Origin of the sequence: Vibrio sp. Scap24 (assembly GCF_013394185.1) — a bacterium.
Classification (GTDB): Bacteria; Pseudomonadota; Gammaproteobacteria; order Enterobacterales; family Vibrionaceae; genus Vibrio; species Vibrio pomeroyi.
On the sequence record NZ_CP041333.1, the window covers coordinates 559,125 to 581,330 of the forward strand.

General features: G+C 43.8%; 20 protein-coding genes. 12 read left to right on the forward strand and 8 right to left on the reverse strand.

Annotation, left to right across the window (positions count from 1 at the left end):
• Positions 1–64: 64 nt before the first annotated feature.
• Complete coding sequence (locus tag FLM53_RS18110; RefSeq protein WP_017630487.1) at positions 65–679, forward strand: LysE family translocator; 615 nt, start codon at positions 65–67, stop codon at positions 677–679.
• 108 nt (positions 680–787) lie between these two features.
• Here FLM53_RS18110 and FLM53_RS18115 read toward each other — a convergent pair whose 3' ends face one another.
• Both FLM53_RS18115 and FLM53_RS18120 read right to left on the reverse strand, forming a co-directional pair.
• A complete protein-coding gene (locus FLM53_RS18115; RefSeq protein ID WP_176679970.1) occupies positions 788–1,951 on the reverse strand; it encodes a carboxylesterase in 1,164 nt (387 codons plus the stop codon).
• Positions 1,952–1,998: 47 nt separating this feature from the next.
• Entirely contained in the window at positions 1,999–2,229 is a 231-nt protein-coding gene (locus FLM53_RS18120; protein WP_017630489.1) for a hypothetical protein, read from the reverse strand.
• Between the two features lie 273 nt (positions 2,230–2,502).
• On the opposite strand from FLM53_RS18120, the gene hcp reads away from it, so the two are divergent.
• Together hcp and FLM53_RS18130 are read left to right on the forward strand one after the other, a co-directional pair.
• Positions 2,503–4,164: a hydroxylamine reductase gene (gene hcp, locus FLM53_RS18125; protein ID WP_176679969.1), complete on the forward strand. Its 1,662-nt coding sequence runs from the start codon at positions 2,503–2,505 to the stop codon at positions 4,162–4,164.
• A gap of 106 nt (positions 4,165–4,270) precedes the next feature.
• Positions 4,271–5,326 carry a hybrid-cluster NAD(P)-dependent oxidoreductase gene (locus FLM53_RS18130; RefSeq protein WP_176679968.1) on the forward strand — a complete coding sequence of 352 codons (1,056 nt, stop codon included), beginning with the start codon at positions 4,271–4,273 and terminating at the stop codon, positions 5,324–5,326.
• A gap of 195 nt (positions 5,327–5,521) precedes the next feature.
• Here FLM53_RS18130 and FLM53_RS18135 read toward each other — a convergent pair whose 3' ends face one another.
• The gene (locus FLM53_RS18135) at positions 5,522–6,958 is read right to left on the reverse strand and encodes a glyceraldehyde-3-phosphate dehydrogenase (RefSeq protein ID WP_176679967.1); all 1,437 of its coding nucleotides are present in this window, start codon (positions 6,956–6,958) and stop codon (positions 5,522–5,524) included.
• An 826-nt stretch (positions 6,959–7,784) separates the two neighbouring features.
• On the opposite strand from FLM53_RS18135, the gene FLM53_RS18140 reads away from it, so the two are divergent.
• Positions 7,785–10,349 carry an ATP-binding protein gene (locus FLM53_RS18140; RefSeq protein WP_176679966.1) on the forward strand — a complete coding sequence of 855 codons (2,565 nt, stop codon included), beginning with the start codon at positions 7,785–7,787 and terminating at the stop codon, positions 10,347–10,349.
• Here FLM53_RS18140 and FLM53_RS18145 read toward each other — a convergent pair.
• The 3 genes from FLM53_RS18145 to FLM53_RS18155 form a co-directional block, all read right to left on the reverse strand.
• Entirely contained in the window at positions 10,346–10,582 is a 237-nt protein-coding gene (locus FLM53_RS18145; protein ID WP_017075851.1) for a hypothetical protein, read from the reverse strand. The two genes, FLM53_RS18140 and FLM53_RS18145, sit on opposite strands and share 4 nt — an antisense overlap.
• Positions 10,583–10,753: 171 nt before the next feature.
• The gene (locus FLM53_RS18150) at positions 10,754–11,380 is read right to left on the reverse strand and encodes a D-Ala-D-Ala carboxypeptidase family metallohydrolase (RefSeq protein WP_176679965.1); all 627 of its coding nucleotides are present in this window, start codon (positions 11,378–11,380) and stop codon (positions 10,754–10,756) included.
• Between the two features lie 152 nt (positions 11,381–11,532).
• Positions 11,533–11,847 carry a DUF496 family protein gene (locus tag FLM53_RS18155; RefSeq protein WP_004742367.1) on the reverse strand — a complete coding sequence of 105 codons (315 nt, stop codon included), beginning with the start codon at positions 11,845–11,847 and terminating at the stop codon, positions 11,533–11,535.
• Between the two features lie 195 nt (positions 11,848–12,042).
• On the opposite strand from FLM53_RS18155, the gene FLM53_RS18160 reads away from it, so the two are divergent.
• The 5 genes from FLM53_RS18160 to luxQ all read left to right on the forward strand — a co-directional run bounded on the left by FLM53_RS18160 (position 12,043) and on the right by luxQ (position 17,245).
• Positions 12,043–12,243: a hypothetical protein gene (locus tag FLM53_RS18160; protein WP_017630496.1), complete on the forward strand. Its 201-nt coding sequence runs from the start codon at positions 12,043–12,045 to the stop codon at positions 12,241–12,243.
• Between the two features lie 63 nt (positions 12,244–12,306).
• The gene (locus tag FLM53_RS18165; protein WP_176679964.1) at positions 12,307–12,963 is read left to right on the forward strand and encodes a YceH family protein; all 657 of its coding nucleotides are present in this window, start codon (positions 12,307–12,309) and stop codon (positions 12,961–12,963) included.
• Positions 12,964–13,278 carry a GIY-YIG nuclease family protein gene (locus FLM53_RS18170; RefSeq protein WP_176679963.1) on the forward strand — a complete coding sequence of 105 codons (315 nt, stop codon included), beginning with the start codon at positions 12,964–12,966 and terminating at the stop codon, positions 13,276–13,278. It abuts the gene before it with no gap.
• Between the two features lie 308 nt (positions 13,279–13,586).
• Complete coding sequence (locus tag FLM53_RS18175) at positions 13,587–14,681, forward strand: autoinducer 2-binding periplasmic protein LuxP (RefSeq protein ID WP_176679962.1); 1,095 nt, start codon at positions 13,587–13,589, stop codon at positions 14,679–14,681.
• The gene (gene luxQ, locus FLM53_RS18180) at positions 14,681–17,245 is read left to right on the forward strand and encodes a quorum-sensing autoinducer 2 sensor kinase/phosphatase LuxQ (RefSeq protein ID WP_176679961.1); all 2,565 of its coding nucleotides are present in this window, start codon (positions 14,681–14,683) and stop codon (positions 17,243–17,245) included. Before FLM53_RS18175 ends, luxQ begins: the two co-directional genes overlap by 1 nt.
• 96 nt (positions 17,246–17,341) lie before the next feature.
• On the opposite strand, the gene FLM53_RS18185 is transcribed toward luxQ, so the two are convergent.
• Positions 17,342–18,001, reverse strand: coding sequence for a PilZ domain-containing protein (locus tag FLM53_RS18185; protein WP_176679960.1), 660 nt, complete (start codon positions 17,999–18,001; stop codon positions 17,342–17,344).
• 194 nt (positions 18,002–18,195) lie between these two features.
• Here FLM53_RS18185 and FLM53_RS18190 point away from each other — a divergent pair, with 194 nt between their 5' ends.
• A complete protein-coding gene (locus tag FLM53_RS18190) occupies positions 18,196–18,546 on the forward strand; it encodes a HopJ type III effector protein (RefSeq protein WP_176679959.1) in 351 nt (116 codons plus the stop codon).
• 115 nt (positions 18,547–18,661) lie between these two features.
• Here FLM53_RS18190 and FLM53_RS18195 read toward each other — a convergent pair whose 3' ends face one another.
• On the reverse strand, positions 18,662–18,970 hold the full coding sequence (locus FLM53_RS18195) for a DUF1289 domain-containing protein (protein ID WP_176679958.1): 309 nt from the start codon (positions 18,968–18,970) through the stop codon (positions 18,662–18,664).
• Positions 18,971–19,108: 138 nt separating this feature from the next.
• On the opposite strand from FLM53_RS18195, the gene yegD reads away from it, so the two are divergent.
• Positions 19,109–20,461: a molecular chaperone gene (gene yegD / locus FLM53_RS18200; RefSeq protein WP_176679957.1), complete on the forward strand. Its 1,353-nt coding sequence runs from the start codon at positions 19,109–19,111 to the stop codon at positions 20,459–20,461.
• A gap of 538 nt (positions 20,462–20,999) precedes the next feature.
• A complete protein-coding gene (locus tag FLM53_RS18205) occupies positions 21,000–22,040 on the forward strand; it encodes a porin (protein WP_176679956.1) in 1,041 nt (346 codons plus the stop codon).
• The last annotated feature ends 166 nt before the right edge of the window (positions 22,041–22,206 follow it).

A 22,206-nucleotide genomic window follows, 5' to 3' on the forward strand; every position in this document is an offset into this window, starting at 1 on the left:
AATTATGGTGGCTAGCAAGTAAAGGCGTTCAGTCGGAACGTATGGTTTTATTAGGAATGGAATGATGACAGTAACAATTTGGTTTTCTTTATTAGCTATCTGTTTGTTGGGTGCTATGTCTCCGGGCCCAAGCTTGGCGATGATCGCTAAACACAGTTTGGCTGGTGGCCGTATCAATGGTCTTATCGCAGCTTGGTCACATGCCGCTGGTATTGGTATTTATGCCTTCGCAACCATCGTGGGTTTAGCAGTGCTACTAGAACAATCGCCAATGCTATTTAAAGGGATCAGCTTGGCGGGTGCTGCGTATTTACTTTACCTTGGTGTGAATGCGTTGCGTTCGAAAGGTGGGGTAGCAGCGAAATTAGAAGCGGGTGAACAGATGAGCTACATGCAGTCAGCTCGCGAGGCTTTTTTGATCTCTATCTTGAGCCCAAAGATCGCGTTGTTCTTCATCGCTCTGTTTAGCCAATTCGTAGCCTTAGGTAATGAGCTCAGTAATCAAGTGATCATTGTTTCAACACCGCTGATTGTTGATGGTCTTTGGTACACCTTCATCACCTTGGTGCTATCGAGCCCATTGATCGTTGAAAGAATCCGTTCTAAAGCGCAGCTGATTGACCGACTTTCTGGTGTGGTTTTGATTCTGCTTGCTGTCCGTGTGGTGTGGACGATCTAGCGGCCACTCATATTCCGACAAAATACGATATCCATAAAAAAGGCTCATTAGACGTTATCTAATGAGCCTTTTTAGGTTTTTATCGAGTAGGTTTTTATCGAGTGAGCTTTAGCCTTCCGAGTTCAGAACTTCGTCTAGCTTTTTCATCGAATCTGAAAAGTATGGGTTGTAGGTTAAACGCGCATGGTTTTTACCTTCTTCGCGATATCCCCATGCTGAGTACCATACTTCATTGGTGGCATTACACTGTTCTTCAAAGCCTTCAGCCTGACCATTCGAGCAGATCTTCTCGCTGCCATTGATGCCGTAGTACGGATTGTTTGGCGAGAACAACAAGCCCATGTGCGAACCGTTTGAGATGCGTTGTTCAGGGATCTTCATGCTGTATTGAATTGCACGAGGATCGTCGAGTGTGGTTTCCCCTTGCCAAATCAATACGTTGTTTGGGTTTGGCATAGACTCAGTAAACGCCTGCTGAACATAGCTAGTATCAATCACACTGTCGCCTTCACTCATCATAATGAACACTGGCTTGTCGAAGAGTTTATCTTGTAAGTCTTCACGAACCACTTCTGAAGTTTCGTAATAAACCGAAGCTCCGTTCATTGGCAGCGAGTTGTAACGCAGTACATTGTCCTCAGGATCTTGATCGGCCCAAGTGACAAAGTAGCTCGCTAGCCCTGCATATTGAACCGCAGATGAGCTCGGTTGAAATGCAGGAGAGAACAGCAGCAATCCTGAGATCTTAGGATCATTCATCGCTTGTGACGTTACAAGGTTCGCACCGGTTGAATAACCTCCCAACCACACAGAGTCATACTCTTGTTCGAGTAACTTAGTATGGTGAGCCACCACGCCTTGCCAGTCTTCCAAGCTTGGCTGCATCAAATCACCGACACGGCTGCCGTGACCTGGTAGCAATACCGTTCTCACTAGGTAACCTTGCTCTGCTAAGTGCGTAGCGATGTCTTTAAACGAGTAGGGTGAATCCCCCAATCCGTGAACCAATAGAACGGCCTTTCCGTTAGGTGCGGCAGGCTGATACTCAGTCGGAGAATTGAGTTGGATCTCCAATTGCTTGTCTTCGGTCATGAACACACGGTTTTTCAGTAACCAATCTTGAGTGTCATTTACGTAGGCATCAAAGCTGTCTTGCTGATATTCAGGCAAGTCAGGAGAGGTTTCGTAAGCTGGGGCGATGGTCTCGTTGGAGCAACCAACGAGACTTAAAGTCGTTAGGGCGAGTAGCGTTAGAATGGTCTTGCTATGCATTTTTTAGTGTTGTCTCTATCGTTTTTGTCTTGAAGCAAAAGCTTAGACTATTTTCTGTTTGAAAGGTCTTCGTATTCACCTTCAATCACACCGGCATCACTGGTTGATGACTGACGAGTGTTCATATGAGCTGCGAAGCCTTGTTTCTTCATTTGATTTTGAATGCGCTTGCCAGTAATTAAAGCTGCAATAGCTAAAGGAATAGCAAGGATCAAGCTTGTGAATAGCGCTAAAAGGCCAGTAAACAGCGCAACAATCGTAACTAAGATATTTTTCATATTCATTCCTCTTTTTCTATGTTGTTACTTTATCGCTTCTATTCTGAACGAAACATGAACGCCGTTAAATAATTACTGAGAGTCACTATGACACGGGTGTGTTGACTTTGGGTGTGTAAATGTAGTCATAAACACGCACTAAAAATATGGAATATAGTCAAGTTCTTTAAAATCAATGAGTTAAAAGTTGGCACAGTTGATGCTCTATAGGGTTTGGAATAAGTCACTGTAAGCAAAGTACTTACAGCTAATAAAAATTACTGGAGCCCCTATATGTTCTGTATTCAATGTGAACAAACCATTCAAACACCCACTGTAAAAGGCTGTTCTTTCGCACAAGGTATGTGTGGTAAAACTTCGGAAGTGTCAGACCTTCAAGATGTGTTGGTGTATTCTCTTCAAGGTGTTTCTTTTTGGGCAAATTTAGGTCGCACTTGCGATGTTATTGATACTGAAATTGACGAGTGGGCACCAAAAGCGTTCTTCGCAACATTGACCAACGTTAACTTCGACCCTGCTCGTATCATCGAATTTGCACAGCAATCTCACGAATTTAAACAGCGTTTAGAGCAAAAAGTTCGCGCTGCCGCGACTTTAATTGGTTTCGACATTCCAGCGCTTTCTCCTGCCGCGCAGTTCAATCTACCAACGGATTCTTCAGAACTCTTGGCACTTGCACCACAAGCAGCAGTTAACCGTGGTCACGACTCTCAACACGAAGACGTGATTGGTCTTCGTCTTCTTTGCCTATACGGCTTAAAAGGTGCAGCGGCTTACATGGAGCATGCTCGTGTTCTTGGTCAAACGGATGATGCAATCTTTGCTGAATACCACGAAATCATGGCTTTCTTAGGTACTGATCCAACCGACCTAAAACAGTTACTTGATACATCAATGCAGATTGGCTTGATGAACTACAAAGTAATGGAAATGCTAGATAAGGGCGAGACAGATACATTCGGTCATCCACAACCAACAACCGTGAATGTGAAGACTAAGAAGGGTCACTGTATCCTTGTTTCTGGTCACGACCTTCACGATCTAGAAAAGATCCTTCAACAAACCGAAGGCAAAGGCATTAACGTTTACACCAACGGTGAGATGCTACCTGCGCACGGCTACCCTGAACTGAACAAGTACCCACACCTTGCGGGTAACTACGGTAGCGCTTGGCAGAATCAACAGAAAGAGTTCGCTAACTTCCCTGGCGCAATTGTGATGACGTCTAACTGCCTGCTTAACCCAGATGTTGGTGCGTATGCTGACCGTCTATTTACACGTAGCATTGTGGGCTGGCCGGGAGTTGCTCACCTTGAAGGCGACGATTTCAGTGCGGTAATCGATTGTGCGCTTGCACAAGAAGGCTTCAAGCATGACGAGATCGAGCAAATGATCACGGTCGGCTTTGGTCGTAATGCATTGATGGAAGCAGCACCTGCGGTTGTTGAACAAGTGAAAGAAGGCAACATCAAACACTTCTTCCTTGTGGGTGGTTGTGACGGTGACAAATCTGAGCGTAGCTACTACACAGACTTCACAGCTCAAGCGCCAGAAGATTCAGTTATCCTAACGCTTGCATGTGGTAAATTCCGTTTCAATAAGAACCAATTCGGCGACATTAACGGTATTCCGCGTCTGTTAGATGTTGGCCAATGTAACGATGCTTACTCGGCGATTCAGCTTGCGCTTGCACTGTCTCAAGAGTTTGACTGTGGCATCAACGAACTACCACTAACGCTGGTTCTATCTTGGTTCGAGCAAAAAGCGATTGTTATCCTGCTAACTCTGTTCGCACTGGGTGTGAAAGGTATCTACACAGGTCCAACAGCGCCTGCATTCCTAACAGAGAACCTACTAAAGATTATTCAAGACGAGTTCGACATGCGTTCTATTTCAACGCCAGAGCAAGATCTTAAAACAATCTTAGCGGCTTAATGTAAGCCCACTCCCAAGCCAAGCCCCGTTGTTGCTGTTCTCTTCGAACGTGCAGCGGCGGGGCTTTTTAGATTTAATTCTTTAGTATCAGTAAGGTGTGTGAACTATGTATGCATGGTCGGATAGCGATTCAATCAATTTAGTGTGTTTAAAGAAATGGCACGAGACGCCAGATACGGTCAGCTTTGAGCTTGGCAGTATTCCACAAGACCTACATTTCAATTTTAAGCCAGGCCAGTTCATCACCTTGGGCTTGGATATGCCGACAAAAACCGATTACCGCGCTTACTCAGTTGCTTCTTGTCCTGAAGACAATCGTTTGAAGCTGACAGTTAAGCGTGTTGAAGGTGGTTTAGTGTCTAACTTTATTGTCGATGAACTTGATGAAGGCGATGAGGTTTCTGTTTTAAAACCTGCTGGTGGCTTTAACTGTATTGATTGCATGCCGACTGAGAGCAAAAAGGTAACGTTAGTCAGCGCAGGTTGCGGAATCACTCCAGTAATGGCGATGGTGAAATATTGGTTGTCTCAAGATAGCGAGATGGAGATAGATTTCGTCCATATGGCGCGCAATAAGCTTGAGACTATCTATTTCGAAGAGCTTCACCAGCTCGATGAAGCGTATGATAACTTCAACCTCAAGTTGCTGCTTAAAGATAACCAAGGCACTACAGCGCCTCAAGGTCGACTGGACAAGAACTGGTTGGTGAAACTGAGCCCAGACATCCTAGACAGAACCGTCTACCTTTGTGGTCCTGTTGGCTTTATGCAAGACATAGAAAGCTACCTGAAAGAGCTTGAGTTCAACATGGACAACTTCTATCAAGAAAGCTTTACGCCTGCTACTCAGAATGCTCAGTCAGAAGAATCATCAGTCGAGGCTTCTGGTGATACGAATAGTGCCGTTAAGGTATTTGTTCCAACGTTTGGCAAGGAAGTGGAAGCCGAGGCGGGTACGCCATTAGCAGACTCTTTAGAACAAGCAGGTGTGCCAATTATTATCGCGTGTCGCAGCGGAATTTGTGGCTCGTGTAAATGCAAAGTGACCAAAGGTTCTGTGGAATCTAGCAGCCAAGAGACTCTTACAGCAGAAGAGATTGAACAAGGGTACGTATTGGCGTGTTCAAGCACGATTCAGTCGGATGTTGAGGTTGAGTTATAACAGATATGAAGGGTTAGCGAGGCTGGATGTAAAAAGGCCACCTAGATCAGTTAGAGAGAGCAGATCTAAGTGGCAACCCTTTTGTTTATACGGGGGAGTAAAACAGAAGGGGTTGCGAAGCCTGAAACAGGCTTCGCAGATATAGTTATTATGTTGTGGAGCTGATTGCGCTGTGTTAGTTATAAGATCGAGATCTTAAACCGCTGGGTAAGTCTTGTAGCGAACACCCATCATCTGTTCCATACAGTGAACAACTTGGCAGCTGTAGCCAAACTCGTTGTCGTACCAAATGTAAAGAACAGCGCGGTTGTCTTGCGCGATAGTTGCAACACCGTCAACGACACCTGGGTGGCGAGAACCAACCAAGTCGGTAGATACAATCTCAGTTGAATCGGTGTAATCAATTTGAGCTGACAGAGCAGAAGACAGCGCCATTTCACGTAGGTATGCGTTTAGCTCGTCTTTGTTCGTGCCTTTCTCAAGGTTTAGGTTTGCTACTGCCATTGAAACGTTTGGCGTAGGGACGCGAATCGCATTACCCGTTAACTTACCTTCCATCTCTGGCATCGCTTTTGATACTGCTTTTGCTGCACCTGTCGATGTTAATACCATGTTCAATGAAGCAGCACGGCCACGACGGTCACCTGAGTGGAAGTTGTCGATTAGGTTTTGGTCATTAGTGAATGAATGAACCGTTTCTATGTGACCAGATAGAACGCCAAACTTGTCGTGAACCGCTTTCAATACTGGTGTAATCGCGTTGGTTGTACAGCTTGCTGCAGAGATGATTGTGTCTTCTGGTTGAATCACATCTTCATTCACACCAAACACAACGTTTTTAATGTCGCCTTTGCCAGGTGCAGTAAGAAGTACTTTGCTAGCGCCGTTACAAGCAACGTGTTGGCTTAGGCCTTCAGCGTCACGCCACACACCAGTGTTATCAACAACTAATGCGTTATCAATGCCGTAAGCGGTGTAATCGACTTCTTCTGGCTTGTTTGCGTAGATAACTTGGATGAAGTTACCGTTAACGATGATCGCTTTGCGTTCTTGGTCTACCACGATGCTGCCGTTAAATTGGCCATGCACTGAGTCACGACGTAGCAGGCTTGCGCGTTTTTCTAAATCACCATCTTTACCACCACGAACCACTATTGCACGTAAACGAAGTGGGTAACCTGGGCCGCTTTTCTCTACAAGAATACGAGTTAGCAGGCGACCGATACGACCGAAGCCGTACAACACAACGTCACGAGGTTTCGTCATCGCGTCGCCTTCAAGCGAACCCATTAGAGCCGTTTGAAGGAAATCATCCATCGCGCTAAGGTCTTCGTGGTTTTCCCAGTACTGAGCTGCTAGTCGACCAACATCAACGCGGCATGGAGACAAGCGCATTGATAGTAGATGCTGGATAATTGGTTGAGTTTGTTCTGCGGTTAGCGGTGAGCCAGTGTAACGTTTTGCGATGCGGTGAGCTTTGATGATGTCGATAGTGGTTGCGTTAACTAAGGTCTTACCGAAGAGAATAACTTCTACGCCTTTTTGGCGGTATAACTGACCTAAAGTTGGAGCGATGGATTCAGCAATAGTTTGACTAGTTTGCCAGTCTAGGAGGTGCTTTTCGGGACTCATCTTTACTCGGGACCTTTCACGTTAAGTTTCTGCAGTCATGGCGGTTGTAGGGAAGCCAATTAGCATAGGGGGTTGAGCTATCAAGCGGTGGTCTTTAATGCCACTTAATTCTGCTTGAATGCGTTGTGTGTAACTTGTAATTTTTATGTGGCAGGATTGTAAGGTACGACTGGTTATTCTGCTAGGAAAAATAAATGCAGATAAATCATCTGCAAGTTGGCGCTATAATAGCCATAAATCAAGATTTCAGTATTAAGAAAGACTATTGACTTTAACAATCTGTAGCACTTAATTTTCGCCAAAAAATACTCAAATCAAAATATGATATGTAATGAAAGTCATACCGATCATTCGAGGTGTGATCACTAACTCAAGTTACACGGAATTAGTAAACAATAGATAAGCTGTTCAATGGGTTTTGCTGTTCGACTTTCGAATAAGCCGAGGTTGAGTGGAAAAACAGCAAGACGCAAACGATTGGATCTCACAAATTTAACCTAATTTTCGACTTTGTTAGTGTGTAGGGCGGTTATTCGCTCCCTCACGGCGTTGAACCTCTTTCTCTTTTACTTGTTATGCGAGTGATAATAACTCGGTAAACCTTTCTACTTTGACTGCACTGATATCGATGCTTGTTCATTTTAAATGTCCGTTCTGGACTCGGAGTATCGTTTGTTCATATCCAATTTGATCAATAACCTCTGTTAATGTCCTATTCTTAACTTGGGCTAGGTAAATTACTTTCGGGAAGGGAGTAGTTATAAAAATGATAAATATGTCAATTAGATGGCGTCTTATTTTTCTTTCCACCGTTTCTGTATTCATTATGTTTGGATTTACAGTTAACGAAGTGCTAAAGAACGATAAGAAGATGAATCACCTTGAAACAACGCGTATTAAGGTCGAAGCGCTTCAATCTTTTAATACCATTTCAAGTAGTGCTTATCGATGGCTGGTTCTGTCTAATGACTCCCCTGAGAAAGGTCAGTTGCTGTTAAAGCTGCAATCAGAATTGGATAAGCTCACTCAATATGAGGTTCGACTCCAACAGTTCGACAGTAACTGGAGCGTTGAACCGCAGTTGGTTGAGCTTAAAAGCGTGTTGATGAGGCTTGCTCAAGAAACAGAAACCCCGGACAACACACAATTGACCGAACGTGCATTCGATTTGCTAAAAGATGTATTGATGGAGTTGTCTGAATATCAAATGATCTCAGTCGATGAGGATATTGGTCAAGCTGATGCAGTGTTCGTCCATCTCACTAACTATGTCTTCTGGACTCAAAGAGAAGCGTGGTTAAGCTACAGCCTGTATCGTACTCCAGAGCTAAAAAATCAATATCTACTGAGTTATGTTGGCGCGTTGGAAAGGCAACAACAGTTGTTAGATTCGTTTTTTCGATCGGGCACTCGCTCCCCAGAAATTAGAGAACTGTTAAACGCGTTCTCCAAAGATGAACTTCAAAACAGCTTTACATCACGAATCCTCGAAGGGGACTTCTCGTCACCTGAAATCTACGACCACCTCAAAGGTTTGGAACTCAAAAAACGCGCGATTTCAAAAGCGATTGGCGCTTATACCAAGCAGTTGCAGTTCGATCTGACAAGGAACATCGCGCTACAGAAAAGACAAACCTTGGTCATGACACTGCTGATTCTGGCTGCTTCAGGTGTTTTGTTGTGGCTAGGTATTGCAACCTCTCTGCGTTTAAATCGTAACCTATCGTTAATTCTTAAAGGGGTAACAGAATGCGCAGATAGCTATGGCAAACCCAAGGTGATCCACATTCAAGGGAACGATGAACTTGCTGAGTTTACTGAGGCTCTGAACCGAGTGATGGAGCGTAACTATCATCACAACAAAGAGTTAATAAAAGCTAAGGAAGATGCGATTTCAGCGAATAAAGCGAAAAGCGCCTTTCTTGCCAATATGTCCCATGAAATTCGCACTCCGCTCAATGGGATTATCGGCATGGCGGAGATCTTGTCACAGAGCCAGCTAAGTGCCAACCAACAAGAAGTGCTAGGGGATATTGAATCGTCTTCTCACTCGTTGTTAGTGCTACTGAATGACATTCTCGACCTGTCTAAAATCGAATCGGGCAATTTGATGCTGTCGCCACACAATGCTGACTTGCGAGAAGCTGTGTATGACTCGGTGAGTGTGATTCTATCTAAAGCGATCAGCAAAGATATCGAACTCGACATCAACATCGACTCCCAAACCCCGCCACAATTGTTCTTTGATGAGTACCGAGTTAGGCAGGTGCTCACGAACCTGTTGTCTAACGCCATCAAGTTTACGTCTAAAGGGACGATCACGACGGACATTGCGTACACGCCGATGTCTTTGGGAAGAGGGAAGCTCGAATGCAGTGTGTCGGATTCTGGGATAGGCATTGAGCCAGAGAAGTTAGAATCGATTTTTGAACCCTTCACACAAGAAGATGGCAGCATTACGCGTCAATTTGGTGGTACAGGGCTTGGGCTTGCGATTTGTCGACAGCTTGTTGATTTGATGGGTGGCTATATTACTGCGCGCTCAGTGAAAGGAGAGGGCTCGACGTTCACTTTTTGTTTATATGTGGACATTGTTGAATCTCAGGTTCAAAGCTTCGAGAATTTAAGCTCCGTGACGGTTGTCTCGAACTCTTTCAATTACCTAGACCAATTGGTGAAAGAGTGTGAACGCTTGAATATTCGTCCTAATGTCGTTTCATCTATTGCGGATCTCGATGACAGTCTCAAAGAGAGTGACTTCATACTGTATTGTCATACGCTGCATCAATCTATGGAGAAGGACTTAGCGGCACTAAAGGCCGTATATCCGCTTTCTCGTTTGATTGTTTGTCAGCATCATCTATTTAAAACCAACCTAATCACTGAGACAGTGCACTCGACTCATACCTTGCCATTTTTGGGTCGACGATTCTTCAACAGCTTACAATCACTGGATGTCGGCGAAGAGCCAACACCGCAGGTCGAACCAAAGGATGAAGAGGTTCGTTCGCTGAATCGACGTATTTTGATTGTTGAAGACAATCTGATGAACCAAAAAATAGCGAGCTTCTTCCTTGAACAAGCGGGTTATGAGTATTTGATTGCCAGTAACGGGCAAGAAGCGGTGGACGTGATCACTCAAGGTGCCCAGTTTGATGCCATCTTAATGGATTGTATGATGCCTGTGATGGATGGCATCACCGCGACTCGAGCTATTCGACAGTGGGAGTGTGAACAAGAAGCCACACCACTGCCGATCATTGCATTAACCGCCAGTGTATTAGAAGAAGACATCAAAGATTGTTTTGAAGCGGGCATGAACGCTTACTTGCCCAAACCTTATAAATCCCACCAGTTATACGATCTTTTCAGTAGCCTTGATATCGTCTAGCGGACTTCTAAGCCAAGGTTGTACTGTGCAAGACAGCGACCGACATAGCTGATTTTCAATAATGCCGCGACCAAGATTGTGCTGATGTGAGCGACGATTTGAATTGGCAGTGAGAAGTGGTCGGCCATTGGATAAGCAACAATAATGCTGAGTAGCATAAGTAACGCGGTAATCGCTAAACTGAAGTTCGATACAGAAAGTAGAGTTTGAAAGCGTTGAGTCATAGTTTTCATATTGAATTCCTAATTGCTATTAGTTTCTTTTGATAATTAGTAATAGCAATTAGCGTTCCACTTTTGATTTTATTTAAATATCAATATTTTAACTAAAACCCAGCTGTCGGAAGGAGTCAAAAAGACATGGTTGATAGTTGTGTCTTTTTGACTTCTATATGTCTTTTGAAGTTACCAGTTTCTGAAGCCGCAGGTGTCGATGTGGAATCGAACGCCGGCGTACAGGCCTAATCCTACGTTATTTTTCTGCCCGTATTCGCCGTGAATTTTTTTGAGCTTAACGTGTAAATCTTCTCGAGAAATACCGTTGGCTGGGACAAGATCTAAGGCGCAGAACTCCAAGTGTTTACTTTGCAGGGCACCGCCAGCTTGCTGATTGTAGAGTTTTGAGCGTTCACCAGAAACAGGAATAACTACACCGATTTCAGGCTCGATATATTGCTGAATGTACTTCAAGGTGTTGATCATGTTGGGCACATGTTTTTTGTTGGGGAGGGTAAACAAGGTGGTGTTACTCATTGCCCAGTCTGTTCCTTGTAACAACACCAGATGCAAAGGCATGCTTTGTGTGATTCCCGCATCTTTGAGCTGTTGCCCGATCTCTGTTACTTGGTCTTCTGCGTGGTTAAGCAACATCCAACCACGAAATGCCGAGCGAGTCGGAACCTTGTAGCCATGAACATCTACCACGAGGTCTTCGTAGGTGATCTCAGTTTCTTCGGTATACAGTCTTTCAAATTCTTTAGGATAAGGTTGAGTCGTTGATAGCGCTAAGGTAATCAGGATGCTTGAGTACATAAGGTGGCTCCATTACTTACGTTGGCTTTGCTAGTGATATTTGAATCAGTAAATGCGTAAGCTTAAGTATAGACACTGGAATTTATGTACAAAAAAACCCACTACAAAGAGTGGGTTACTAACATTATTACAAGTTAATCAACGAGGTGAGATTATTTCTTACCTTGGATTTGCTTGTCTTCTTCTGTTAGTTCACGAATGCGGCGGCTGATGTCGCGACGAGCTTTAGAAATTTCTGCACTCTTGATGATGTGATCATCAACGCGGTCTTCGTAGTCTGCTTTCATGTTTTTGATAATGCCTAGGATCTCATCGTGAGTCATCTCTGGCTTGATGTAATCAAGTAGGTTATCAAGAAGGTCGACACGCTTGCGGTTGTCACGAACTTTCTTTTCGTTGTCTAAAAGTTCACGCTTAAGTTTGTTCTTACGTCGTGCTTGGTTAACAATTTCAAATACGCTGCTCATAGATTCCTTTTCCTATTCGTCAAATACGTTGTCTGGTTCTGATTAAAGCACATCAATTGATGATGTAACAGTCTTTAGATCAAAGCAAAAGTAAGGTTGTTTAATTATTCGTCACTCTCGCAGATGTGTGATTGTTTTTATCTCACCGATCAAGTTAGTATCCCATGTAGATACTGCATTGATACGAAATGTGAAATGAATCAACAACAATTAGAAACCGAAGAATTGGACGATAACGTCACTGAATCTTCAGCAGAACAAAACAAGCTTCGTGATGCGTATGTACAAGAGCGTACTTATTTGGAAGTCGTGGAAATAGAGCTAAACCGTTCTAAGATCATAATGATTGATGAACAAGGCAGAAAGAAACGAGTACCGATTTTGTCTGAGCACTAGTCCTAAGAGGCTGCATTGTTAGGTGTTGAGATGGAATTATCAAAATAATAAAAAGGAAAAACGATGAACACAGTACTTTCCCCAATTGAAGCGAGAATTATTGGTTGCTTGATCGAGAAAGAAGTCACTACTCCCGATCACTACCCACTAACACTGAATAGCTTAACAACGGCTTGCAATCAAAAGAGCAACCGTGAACCTGTTCTTTCACTGTCTGAATCAGACGTTTTAGATGCGGTTGATGGTTTGATTTCGCGTCGCATGGTAAGCGATGAAAGCAGTTTCAATAGCCGCGTAAACAAATATCAACATCGTTTCTGCAACACTGAATTTGGTGATCTGCAATTTACTGAGCAAGAACGCGCAATCATCTGTTGTATGTTGCTGCGTGGCGCGCAAACTCCAGGTGAACTCCGTACTCGAACTGGCCGCCTAGCGACCTTCAGCGATGTAAAAGAGGTGGAAGCGACACTTGAGAAGCTAGCAGCAAGGGAAGCGGGCGCATTGGTTGTGAAGCTACCTCGTGAAGCGGGCAAGCGTGAATCACGTTACCAACATCTGTTGAGCGGTGAAGTGGATGTTGAAGCGTTTGCGACGGCATCGGTAAGCGCGACAGCACCTTCTGCATCGAATGAAAAGTTTGAAGAATTAGAATCAGAAGTCGCAAGCCTACGAGCAGAAGTGGCAGAGCTTAAGGCTCTGGTTGAATCGCTGCTTTAGATGTCTGAGTCTGATAAAAATGCGGATTGGGTCGTGTACTTGATCCGCAATCGTCACAATGCTCTCTATTGTGGAGTGACGAATAATTTAGATCGCCGTTTTGAACAGCATCAGGCAGGTAAAGGCGCCAAAGCCTTAAAAGGGAAAGGCCCGCTTAAGTTGGTTTGGAGTTTCGATGTTAGGTCAAAAAGTGAGGCATTGAAAACCGAATACGCGATCAAACAATTACCCAAATCTCGTAAAGAAAAGCTGGTATCACTCAAACTAATCATTGAGTGGCAAGAAGACCAAATTCAATATATCGAAGTCTCATAATTCATAGCTAAAATATTCGTTATTGACTAAATCTTAATAATATTTGGTTTCATATTGTTTGTTATTAACTAATTGAATTTAAATGATAATTCACTTTTGCTTGATCGGGCTAATTTCACTATTTAACACGCTAACCCTAATCTCTATTCCAAATTAACATTTCGCCCATTTAGAATGTCGTTCTAATTAGCGCTAGACGCTATCATTTCTAATCGTTGTCCTACATAATATCGTTCAGCCATACAAAGATATGGTGTCATGCTAGGTTAAAAAATGAGCCAAAGTAGCTCATATAAAACGAGAAAAATATGAAACGTTTACTGATGTTGTTTGGACTTGCCGTATTTTCTGCGTCCGCTCTCTCCCATGGTACTCATGTCCTCAATGGGTACTGGGAATACCAAGATTATCTTTCCAAGTTTCCAGAACAAAAAATATTGACCGATAAAATGGTCGAAGCTGTGCAAAACCATCCTGTGCCATTGAGGCGACCTCAAGATCGACCGATCACGATCTCGGTTGTGTATCCAGGTCAACAGATTTCTGACTATTGGGTCCGTAATATCCAAGCGTTTGAAAAGCGCCTTGATAAGCTGAGAATTAACTATCAAATAAATCAGGTATTTACCCGTGTTAATGCCGATCTCACTCAGCAGAGTATTTCTTTGCAAGAGGCGATCGAGAACAAAACGGATTACTTGATTTTCACGTTAGATACCACACGACACCGTAAGTTTATTGAGCACGTATTGAGTTCCACCGATACAAAGTTGATCTTGCAAAATATCACCACACCAGTACGTGCTTGGGCTGATAGACAGCCATTTATGTACGTGGGTTTTGACCACGCGACAGGCAGTTTAAAACTGGCAGATTATTTTAAAGAAGTGAGTCAACCAGACAGTAAATACTCTGTGTTGTACCGCTCTGAAGGTTATATCAGTGATGCTCGTGGGGATACCTTTATCCATGAAGTGAACACCGACACCAACTTTGCCCTCAAGTCTTCGTTTTACACAAAGTCAGACAAAGAGACCGGCTACCAAGCGGCTAAAATCAGCATAGCGAACGATAAGGATCTAGACTTTATCTATGCATGTGCAACCGATGTCGCTCTAGGGGCGGCAGAAGCTATTCGCGAATCAGGTCGAGATATCTTAGTTAATGGCTGGGGCGGTGGTTCCGCTGAGCTTGAAGCTCTTGCGAGAGGTGACTTAGATGTGACCGTTATGCGTATGAACGACGACACCGGTATTGCGATGGCAGAGGCTATCAAGTGGGATCTGGCCGGGTTGGAAGTTCCTACCGTTTACTCTGGTGAATTTGAAGTCGTGACCAAAGAGGATTCTGCAGAACGTATTTCAGAACTTAAACAGCGAGCATTTAGGTACTCAGGTCAATAATGAAGAAAAGCTACGCCAGTACACCAAGGAACACCTTAGCCAAACTCATTACGCGTATCATTATTTTGGTGATAGGCGTGATGGCACTTGGCGTGCTTATTCACAATTATGAAACCAGCAGCAGCATCGTAAAGCAAGAAACCAATCGAACCGTTCAGCAGACATCTAGTCTGATTCAAAACATGTTTGATTACCGCTTGTCGGTGCTGCAAATCCATCAAGACAGTAGCTCACACAGCGAAACGCTAAAAGAGTATTTTGAAACAGGTAATGAAGAGGCTCTGAGCTACTTTTTCTTTGGTGTTGACCAACGTGAACCGGACCATGCGCCGGATTTACGTTTTGTTTCTACTCATGATGGTTTGGCATGGGAAGATGGCAACGGTCAGTTTTATGGTTTGGACACGTCCAGCTTAAAACATATTTCAGATGAGGTGTCGTTTAGCAGCAACTGGCATTTCATTAAACTAATGACAGATATAGGCAAACGCCATTTATTGGCTCGCCGAACCCCAATTGTTGATAACAATACCGGAGAGGTGCTTGGTCAGCTCTATATCGCGATAGTGTTAGATAATAACTTCTCTCTTGCAGAGTCTATCCAGCAGGGCAGCAATTGCGAAAACATCGTGATTGAAGCGCATGGCACACCTGTCACATCGACATTCAGTGGCGATGAAAGCTACACCATAGCCGATATTCTCAATTACCAAATATACGAGCAATTGCCTCGACATTTCGTCACTATTGCAACCATCAAGATCAATGCAGTTGAAACCCCTCTCATCATCCGTGCGGTGCAGAAGAACACAAACTTCATCGCGCTAGAAGAGAACTACGAGCGTGCAATCATTGTTGTGATTGTGGTGATCGTATTCATGTCTTTCTTTGCGCGCGCTTGGATTCAAAGAAGGGTGGCGGCGGAGCTCGATAAATTGATGGACTTCACTCGCTCTGCCAGTGATAGCGAAGAGTACAATAAGTTCGATGGATCTAATATCTTCGAATTTCACCATATCGGTTGTACGCTTGAAGACACGTTTGAACGCTTGTCTGAGCAGAATCAAAAGTTTCAAGATCTATTCAACTTTGCTCACTCGCCGATTTTGGTTTGGTCTGAAAAAGGCGATTTAATTCAGATGAACCCTGCTGCTCGTATGGCGCTGTTCGATGACGATGACAACTATGGGGCTATGGCTCAAGAGTTTGAGCACCGTATGTTACCGAACATTCAAATGGTGGTTCAAGGGGCGAAACTAACCGGTATTAATGTACCGATTGGTGAAAAGGTATTTCGTTGGAATATGTCGGCCATTCGTGTTGAACACGGCATCACGGGAGTGGTGGTACAAGGGCAAGACATCACTAAGCTGATAGAGGCCGAGAGACAAGCCGATCGAGCAAGAGAAGAAGCTGAGCACCTTGCTAATGTGCGTGCTGATTTCTTAGCGAAGATGAGCCACGAGATTCGAACACCACTGAACGGTATTTTGGGCGTGTCTCAATTGCTCAAACGCTCGATACACAGTGAAGATAATCGCGAGCAAGTCGACGTACTTTGTAATAGTGCGGAACACCTACTGGCGGTACTTAACGATATCTTGGACTTCTCAAAGATCGAGCAGGGGCAGTTCAATATCCAAAAGAAAGACTTCCGTTTGGGTGAGTTGGTCAACACCTTAGACAGCATCTATCGCCCGTTGTGTGAAGATAAGTCAGTCTCATTTACTATCGTGAATCACCTAGTTGACGACATTGAAATTAACACCGACCAAGTCCGTCTAAATCAGATTATGTTTAACCTATTGAGTAACGCGCTCAAGTTTACTCACCAAGGGGGTATTTCGGTCAGTTTTGAGCTCGAAAGCATCTTTAATTCCGACCAAGCCAGTTTGATTGTGCGAGTGAAAGATACGGGTATTGGTATCGATGAAAGCAAGATAGACGCAGTGTTTGAACCGTTTGTTCAGGCAGAAGAGACCACTACTCGTGAGTATGGCGGTACTGGCTTGGGATTAACGATTGTAAAAAATCTTGTTGATATGTTGGAAGGGGACATTCAAGTTCGCAGTCATATCGGTCAAGGTTCTGAGTTCATTATCGAAATTCCTGTGGAAATACACTCTAAACCATTAATCGATGCGAAGCCGCAATCTGATATCGAACCTGAAGTATTGTTTAGTCGCTCTTTGAAGGTTCTGCTGGTGGAAGATAACCACACCAATGCCTTTATTGCGCAGGCTTTCTGCAAAAAGTACGGGATGGTGGTCACTTGGGCAAAAGATGGCTTAGAGGCGATCGAGATGGCGAAAACCACGGCTTATGATCTTATTTTGATGGATAACCAACTTCCTAACCTCGGGGGTGTTGAAACCACACAACAACTGAGAGAGGAAATTGGTGTCGTCGCACCTATTTACGCGTGCACTGCCGATGCTCAAGAGTCGACGCGAGACAGCTTCATGGCTGCCGGGGCGAATTACGTGATTGTAAAACCCATTAAAGAAGAGTCATTACATCAGGCCTTTGTACACTTCAAAGACTCATATTGGAATGAGGCTTAGCTAAACAGTTGCATGCTGATACACTGGTTTACTGAAGCAACGGCTTACTGAAGTCGTGCTTTACTGAGGTTGTGGCTCGAAGCAGAAATATAGAGCCTAAATAGAGCCAGCCACAAAAGCTTGCTCTAGAAGCAGCGTTTTTAGCTCATCACTCATATCTAAGTGATCGGGAAATTGGATGCCTAATAGCCAACCCTGCCCCTGTCTTTTCTTACTCACCACTTTGTAAACTAGGTCATCATCTAAGTGCTCGTTTAAGAGTGAATTGACCTTTATTTTCCAGCCTACGTCGATGTCTGATTGCTGCGTAAGATAGATCCCGCAACCTGATACTGAAAAATCAACCAGAGTCGCATCCAGTGACAAGGTATCAAAGGTCACTTCACAGTTGAGGCGTACTTTGTATCTTTCGTGTTCACGGATCGGTTTAGTGGCAAAGTTAGAAGGTGGACGCAGGAAGATAAGATGCGCAGGGGAGGTGATATGAGCCAATACATTGGTCTTAAATGCGACGATGTGACCAAGCTCAGTATCAGTAATAGCGCGAACAATAATATCGACGTTGATGAGCTTTCTGAGTGTCAGTGCTTCGGTCGCTTTTTGTGAAAGCTCAAGGATCAGGTACTGATCTTGTTTGTGTCCGATATAGAGTGTACTGATCTGGATTGAGTCGTCTGGGCCGAATTCCAATACACCTGCTGTTTTTGTACCTGGTTTTAGGTATCTGAACAGTTCTAAGTTTTTATCTTTATGCATATTCGTTACTGAACAATGTTAACCATCTGATAAAATAATATAACGTCCTGATAAAACTATGTCATTAGTTTCATTGACGTAATTATACTAGCATCGCCAAAAAGTGAATCGCTTAGCCAACCAAACAACGGCTTACTCTTGTCGAAAAAAAAGATACACTGCTGAACGTTACTTACTTAATGGAGAAATAGTAAATGGAACTGGAAACCTTATTAAGCACGTTAGCTGAAACCCCGGAAAGCGTGCAGTTTGAAGATACAATGCAAGTGATAGAAGCACACTATGACTTTTCAGAGTGTGAATTTCGCAACGGTGATGTTGTGAATACTGCTGGTCAGAATAATGGTTCGTGTAAGATTTTTGCTTTTGGTTTAGAGCAAGGTCTTTCAGTAGAGCAGACATTGGCTTGTTTTGGCCAGTATTACCGTAATGACGTATTAGGTTTTCCTGAGAATACCGACCATCAAAATATTCGTAACTTCATGACTCATGGTTGGAGTGGGGTAGACTTTTCTCAGCCTGCATTGGTTTTAAAGGCTAAGTAAATAGGTTTAAAGACGAAGTAAACACTCACTAAGCAATAAGTATTTTGAAGCGAGACAAATCATATCTCGCTTCTTTAACGGCAAAACAACAGCTGTACAAGAATAGGCGTGCGAATTACTGAATCGGCAGCTCAGACAGGCACTTACGACACATGCAAACGCCAGCTTTTGGAATGTCGCTTGTATCGCGCTTCTCTAATTCAAAACACCAACACGTTTCTTTACCAGCGCTGATATCGCATTGAGCGGGTTCATTACATTGGGGACATTGGTGAGTTGAACTCGCGCCACTGACGTTATCCATAACAGAATCCCTTTCGCTCTCAGATAAGCTTTTCCAACCTATAATTTCATCCATTGTGCGAAAGCAGCCGCTACACATACCGCCATTATTTTTACAAGCCGCTCGGCAAGGTGTTTTCATCTATCTGACCCGTGATTTATTTGCGCTGAAATGTAGCATATTTGTTTCCTTTTTAAGAGTCATCAAACCAAAAAATGACCTCGTAATTTCAAGGCTTTTCATGTAGCATCTCGCCCCTTTTGTTGCGTGGGGGATATTATGTTTATTGGATTTGATTATGGAACAGCGAACTGTTCTGTCGCGGCGATGGTTAATGGAGAACCAAGCCTGTTACCACTAGAAGGTGACAACCACTATATTCCCTCAACTGTCTTTGCTCCTACTCGTGAGAGTGTGTCTGAGCATCTATTTCGCCATTTAAACATCAAGCCAAGTGATGCGGTCGGTGAGCAAGTGTTACGACGTGCGATTGCATTGAACCGAGAAGAGAGTATCGACCTAGTGCCGGAAGATATGGCATTTGGTCAGGCTGCGTTAGACCTATATTTAGAAGACCCTCGTGACGTTTATTACGTTAAGTCTCCTAAGTCTTTCCTTGGTGCTAGTGGTCTGCACGATGTTCAGGTCAGCTTTTTCGAAGATTTGGTGTGTGCGATGATGGCCAATATTAAACACCAAGCCGAGCGCACGACTCAAGAACAGATCAAACAAGCGGTTATCGGCCGACCAATTAACTTTCATGGTCGAGGTGGTGAAGAGGCAAACAGACAAGCAGAAGATATCCTCACTCGCGCCGCTAAGCGTGCTGGCTTCCTTGATATCGCCTTTCAATTTGAGCCAGTAGCCGCGGGCCTAGATTACGAAAGCACCTTGACTGAAAACCAAACTGTATTGGTGGTCGATATTGGTGGTGGTACGACCGACTGCTCATTGCTAGAAATGGGGCCTAGTTGGTCTGGTCAAGCAGATCGCACTCAGAGCTTATTGGCACACAGCGGGCAAAGGGTAGGGGGTAATGACCTCGATATCTATCTAGCGTTCAAACAATTGATGTCTCCGTTCGGTATGGGCAGTAAAGGGATCTCTGGTATTGATATGCCGTTGACTCAATTCTGGAACCCTATCGCAATTAACAATGTAGAAGCTCAGAAGAACTTCTATTCTCGTGAAAACCTTGCAGCGTTGAAGTTACTTCGTAAAGAAGCGTCAGAACCTCAAAAGTTAGATCGCTTGATGAAGGTTTATCACGATACTCTAGGCTATGGCATTGTTCGTCGCGCGGAAGAAACCAAGATTGCGCTAGCAGAATGTGCTCAGTATCGAACAGCAATTAACGTAGCTTCTGAGTTGGTTGAGGTGGATATCTCAGTTGAACAGATGATCGATGCAATCGAAACGCCAAAGTCTAAGATGATTGAGTTGGTGAAAGAAGCGATACAGCAAGGTCAGAAAAAGCCAGATGTCATCTACATGACAGGTGGTTCAGCTCGTTCGCCAATACTGCGAGAAGCCGTACAACAAGCTGTGCCAAATGTTCCAATTGTGAGTGGCAATTACTTTGGTTCTGTAACCGCGGGTCTAGCTCGTTGGGCTGAGGTTTGTTTTAAATAACAGCTTAATTCGTGTGGCCCCATTAGGGCTATTACGCAATTAGAAAAAGATAACTAGGGTAATTGGTCTTCGACTGGTTGCCCTTTTTTGTGTCTAACGCTCTAGCTTGATAGCTGTGGTTTATCCATATATTAGTGAGTTCAGCTTGGGCTTCGCTAGTACGCTTTAGTTTGAACGTTTTCTAGTAGGTTCTAAATGTTACAGAATGTTTCATTGTCAGATTTCTCCTATTTATCGACGGTTCACTCTTTCTTTTCTTTGATTTTAAATGCTTTTTTAGTGATTTAAAAACCAAAAAATCGCTTTGACCAATATAAATAAAACACAAAGACTTTCTTGTGATTGTGTTTTATTTTATTGTTTTTAAAGTGATTTTTGTTTTTTATAGCATTGTTGTTTTTATTTTATATATTTTAATGCAACTTTTTTGTCATTCATCGATTAGTGTTTGCCTACTTGTTAAATGCAGGTAACAACTTCTTCGTAAGCACGAGGTTGTTAGTGAATAACTCACCCAGTTACATAATGGACATGACAAATGAATAAGAAACTTTTAGCGCTAGCAATTTCTGGTGCAGTATTTGGTACACAGGCAGTTGCAGTAGAACTTTACAACGAAGACGGCACAACATTCTCAGTTGGCGGCCACGTTTCAGTTGCAGTTGGTGATGTAAACAGCGATGACCGCCTTAACAGCGACGACATCGGTGTAGAGACTGTTTCTCCACGTATCAACTTCGGTGCAACTCACGATCTTGGTAACGGCTTCACTGCTGATGCTAAAGGTGAATGGGCGCTAAACATGCTAGACGGCGGTGATGAGTCATTCACAACTCGTCTTGGTTACGTTGGCCTTTCTCACGATGATTACGGTCGCGCAGCAGTAGGTACTCAATGGGCACCTTACTACAACGTTGCTGGCGTAGCTGATATGCCAATCGCATTCGCGAATGATTTCATCTACGAAGATCACGGTAACCTAGGTACTGGTCGTGGCGAAGAGATGGTGAGCTACGGCAACGCTATCGATTTCGGCAACGCAGGTTCTCTAAACGTTGGTGTTGCATGGCAAGGTCGTAAGGCTGCTGATTTGAATGAATACGGTAACCGTGGTCAAATCGCGTTGAACTATGCAATTGCTGGTTTCTCTGCAAACTATGCGTACAACACAGGTGATGTTGATTACGCAGGTGTTGTTGGTTCAAAAACTGCTGATTCTCACGTAGTAAGTGCAACTTACGGTTCGTACGGCGCTGAAGGTCTATACCTTGCTGGTGTTTACGCAATGAACAACTACATGAACACTGGTAACAAGCAGATTCTTGAAGAGTCAGTTGCTATTGAATTACTAGCGTCTTACGCGCTTTCTAACAGCCTTAACCTAAGCGTTAACTACGAAGCGGTAGAAGACGACAAGAAGAGTGAAACTGTGTACAGCACAACTGCTCTACAAGCTGAATACAACTTCACATCTCAGTTCGTAGGCTTCGCTGGTTACCAATTCGACCTACAAGGTTCTGGTGAGTACAAAGAGAAAGCTGACGACCAATGGCTACTTGGTGCTCGTTACTACCTATAAGTCGCAGACTGATTTAGCATAGTGTTTACTCCTTAGGTTTACCTTTTAGGATACTGTCCTAGACACCATGCTAAGCCCTCTCAAACCTTTGGGTTAGAGAGGGCTTTTTTGTTTTGGACTTTTGTCTCTAATTGTTATTTTGCACTGTCGCGACCTTGGTATAAAC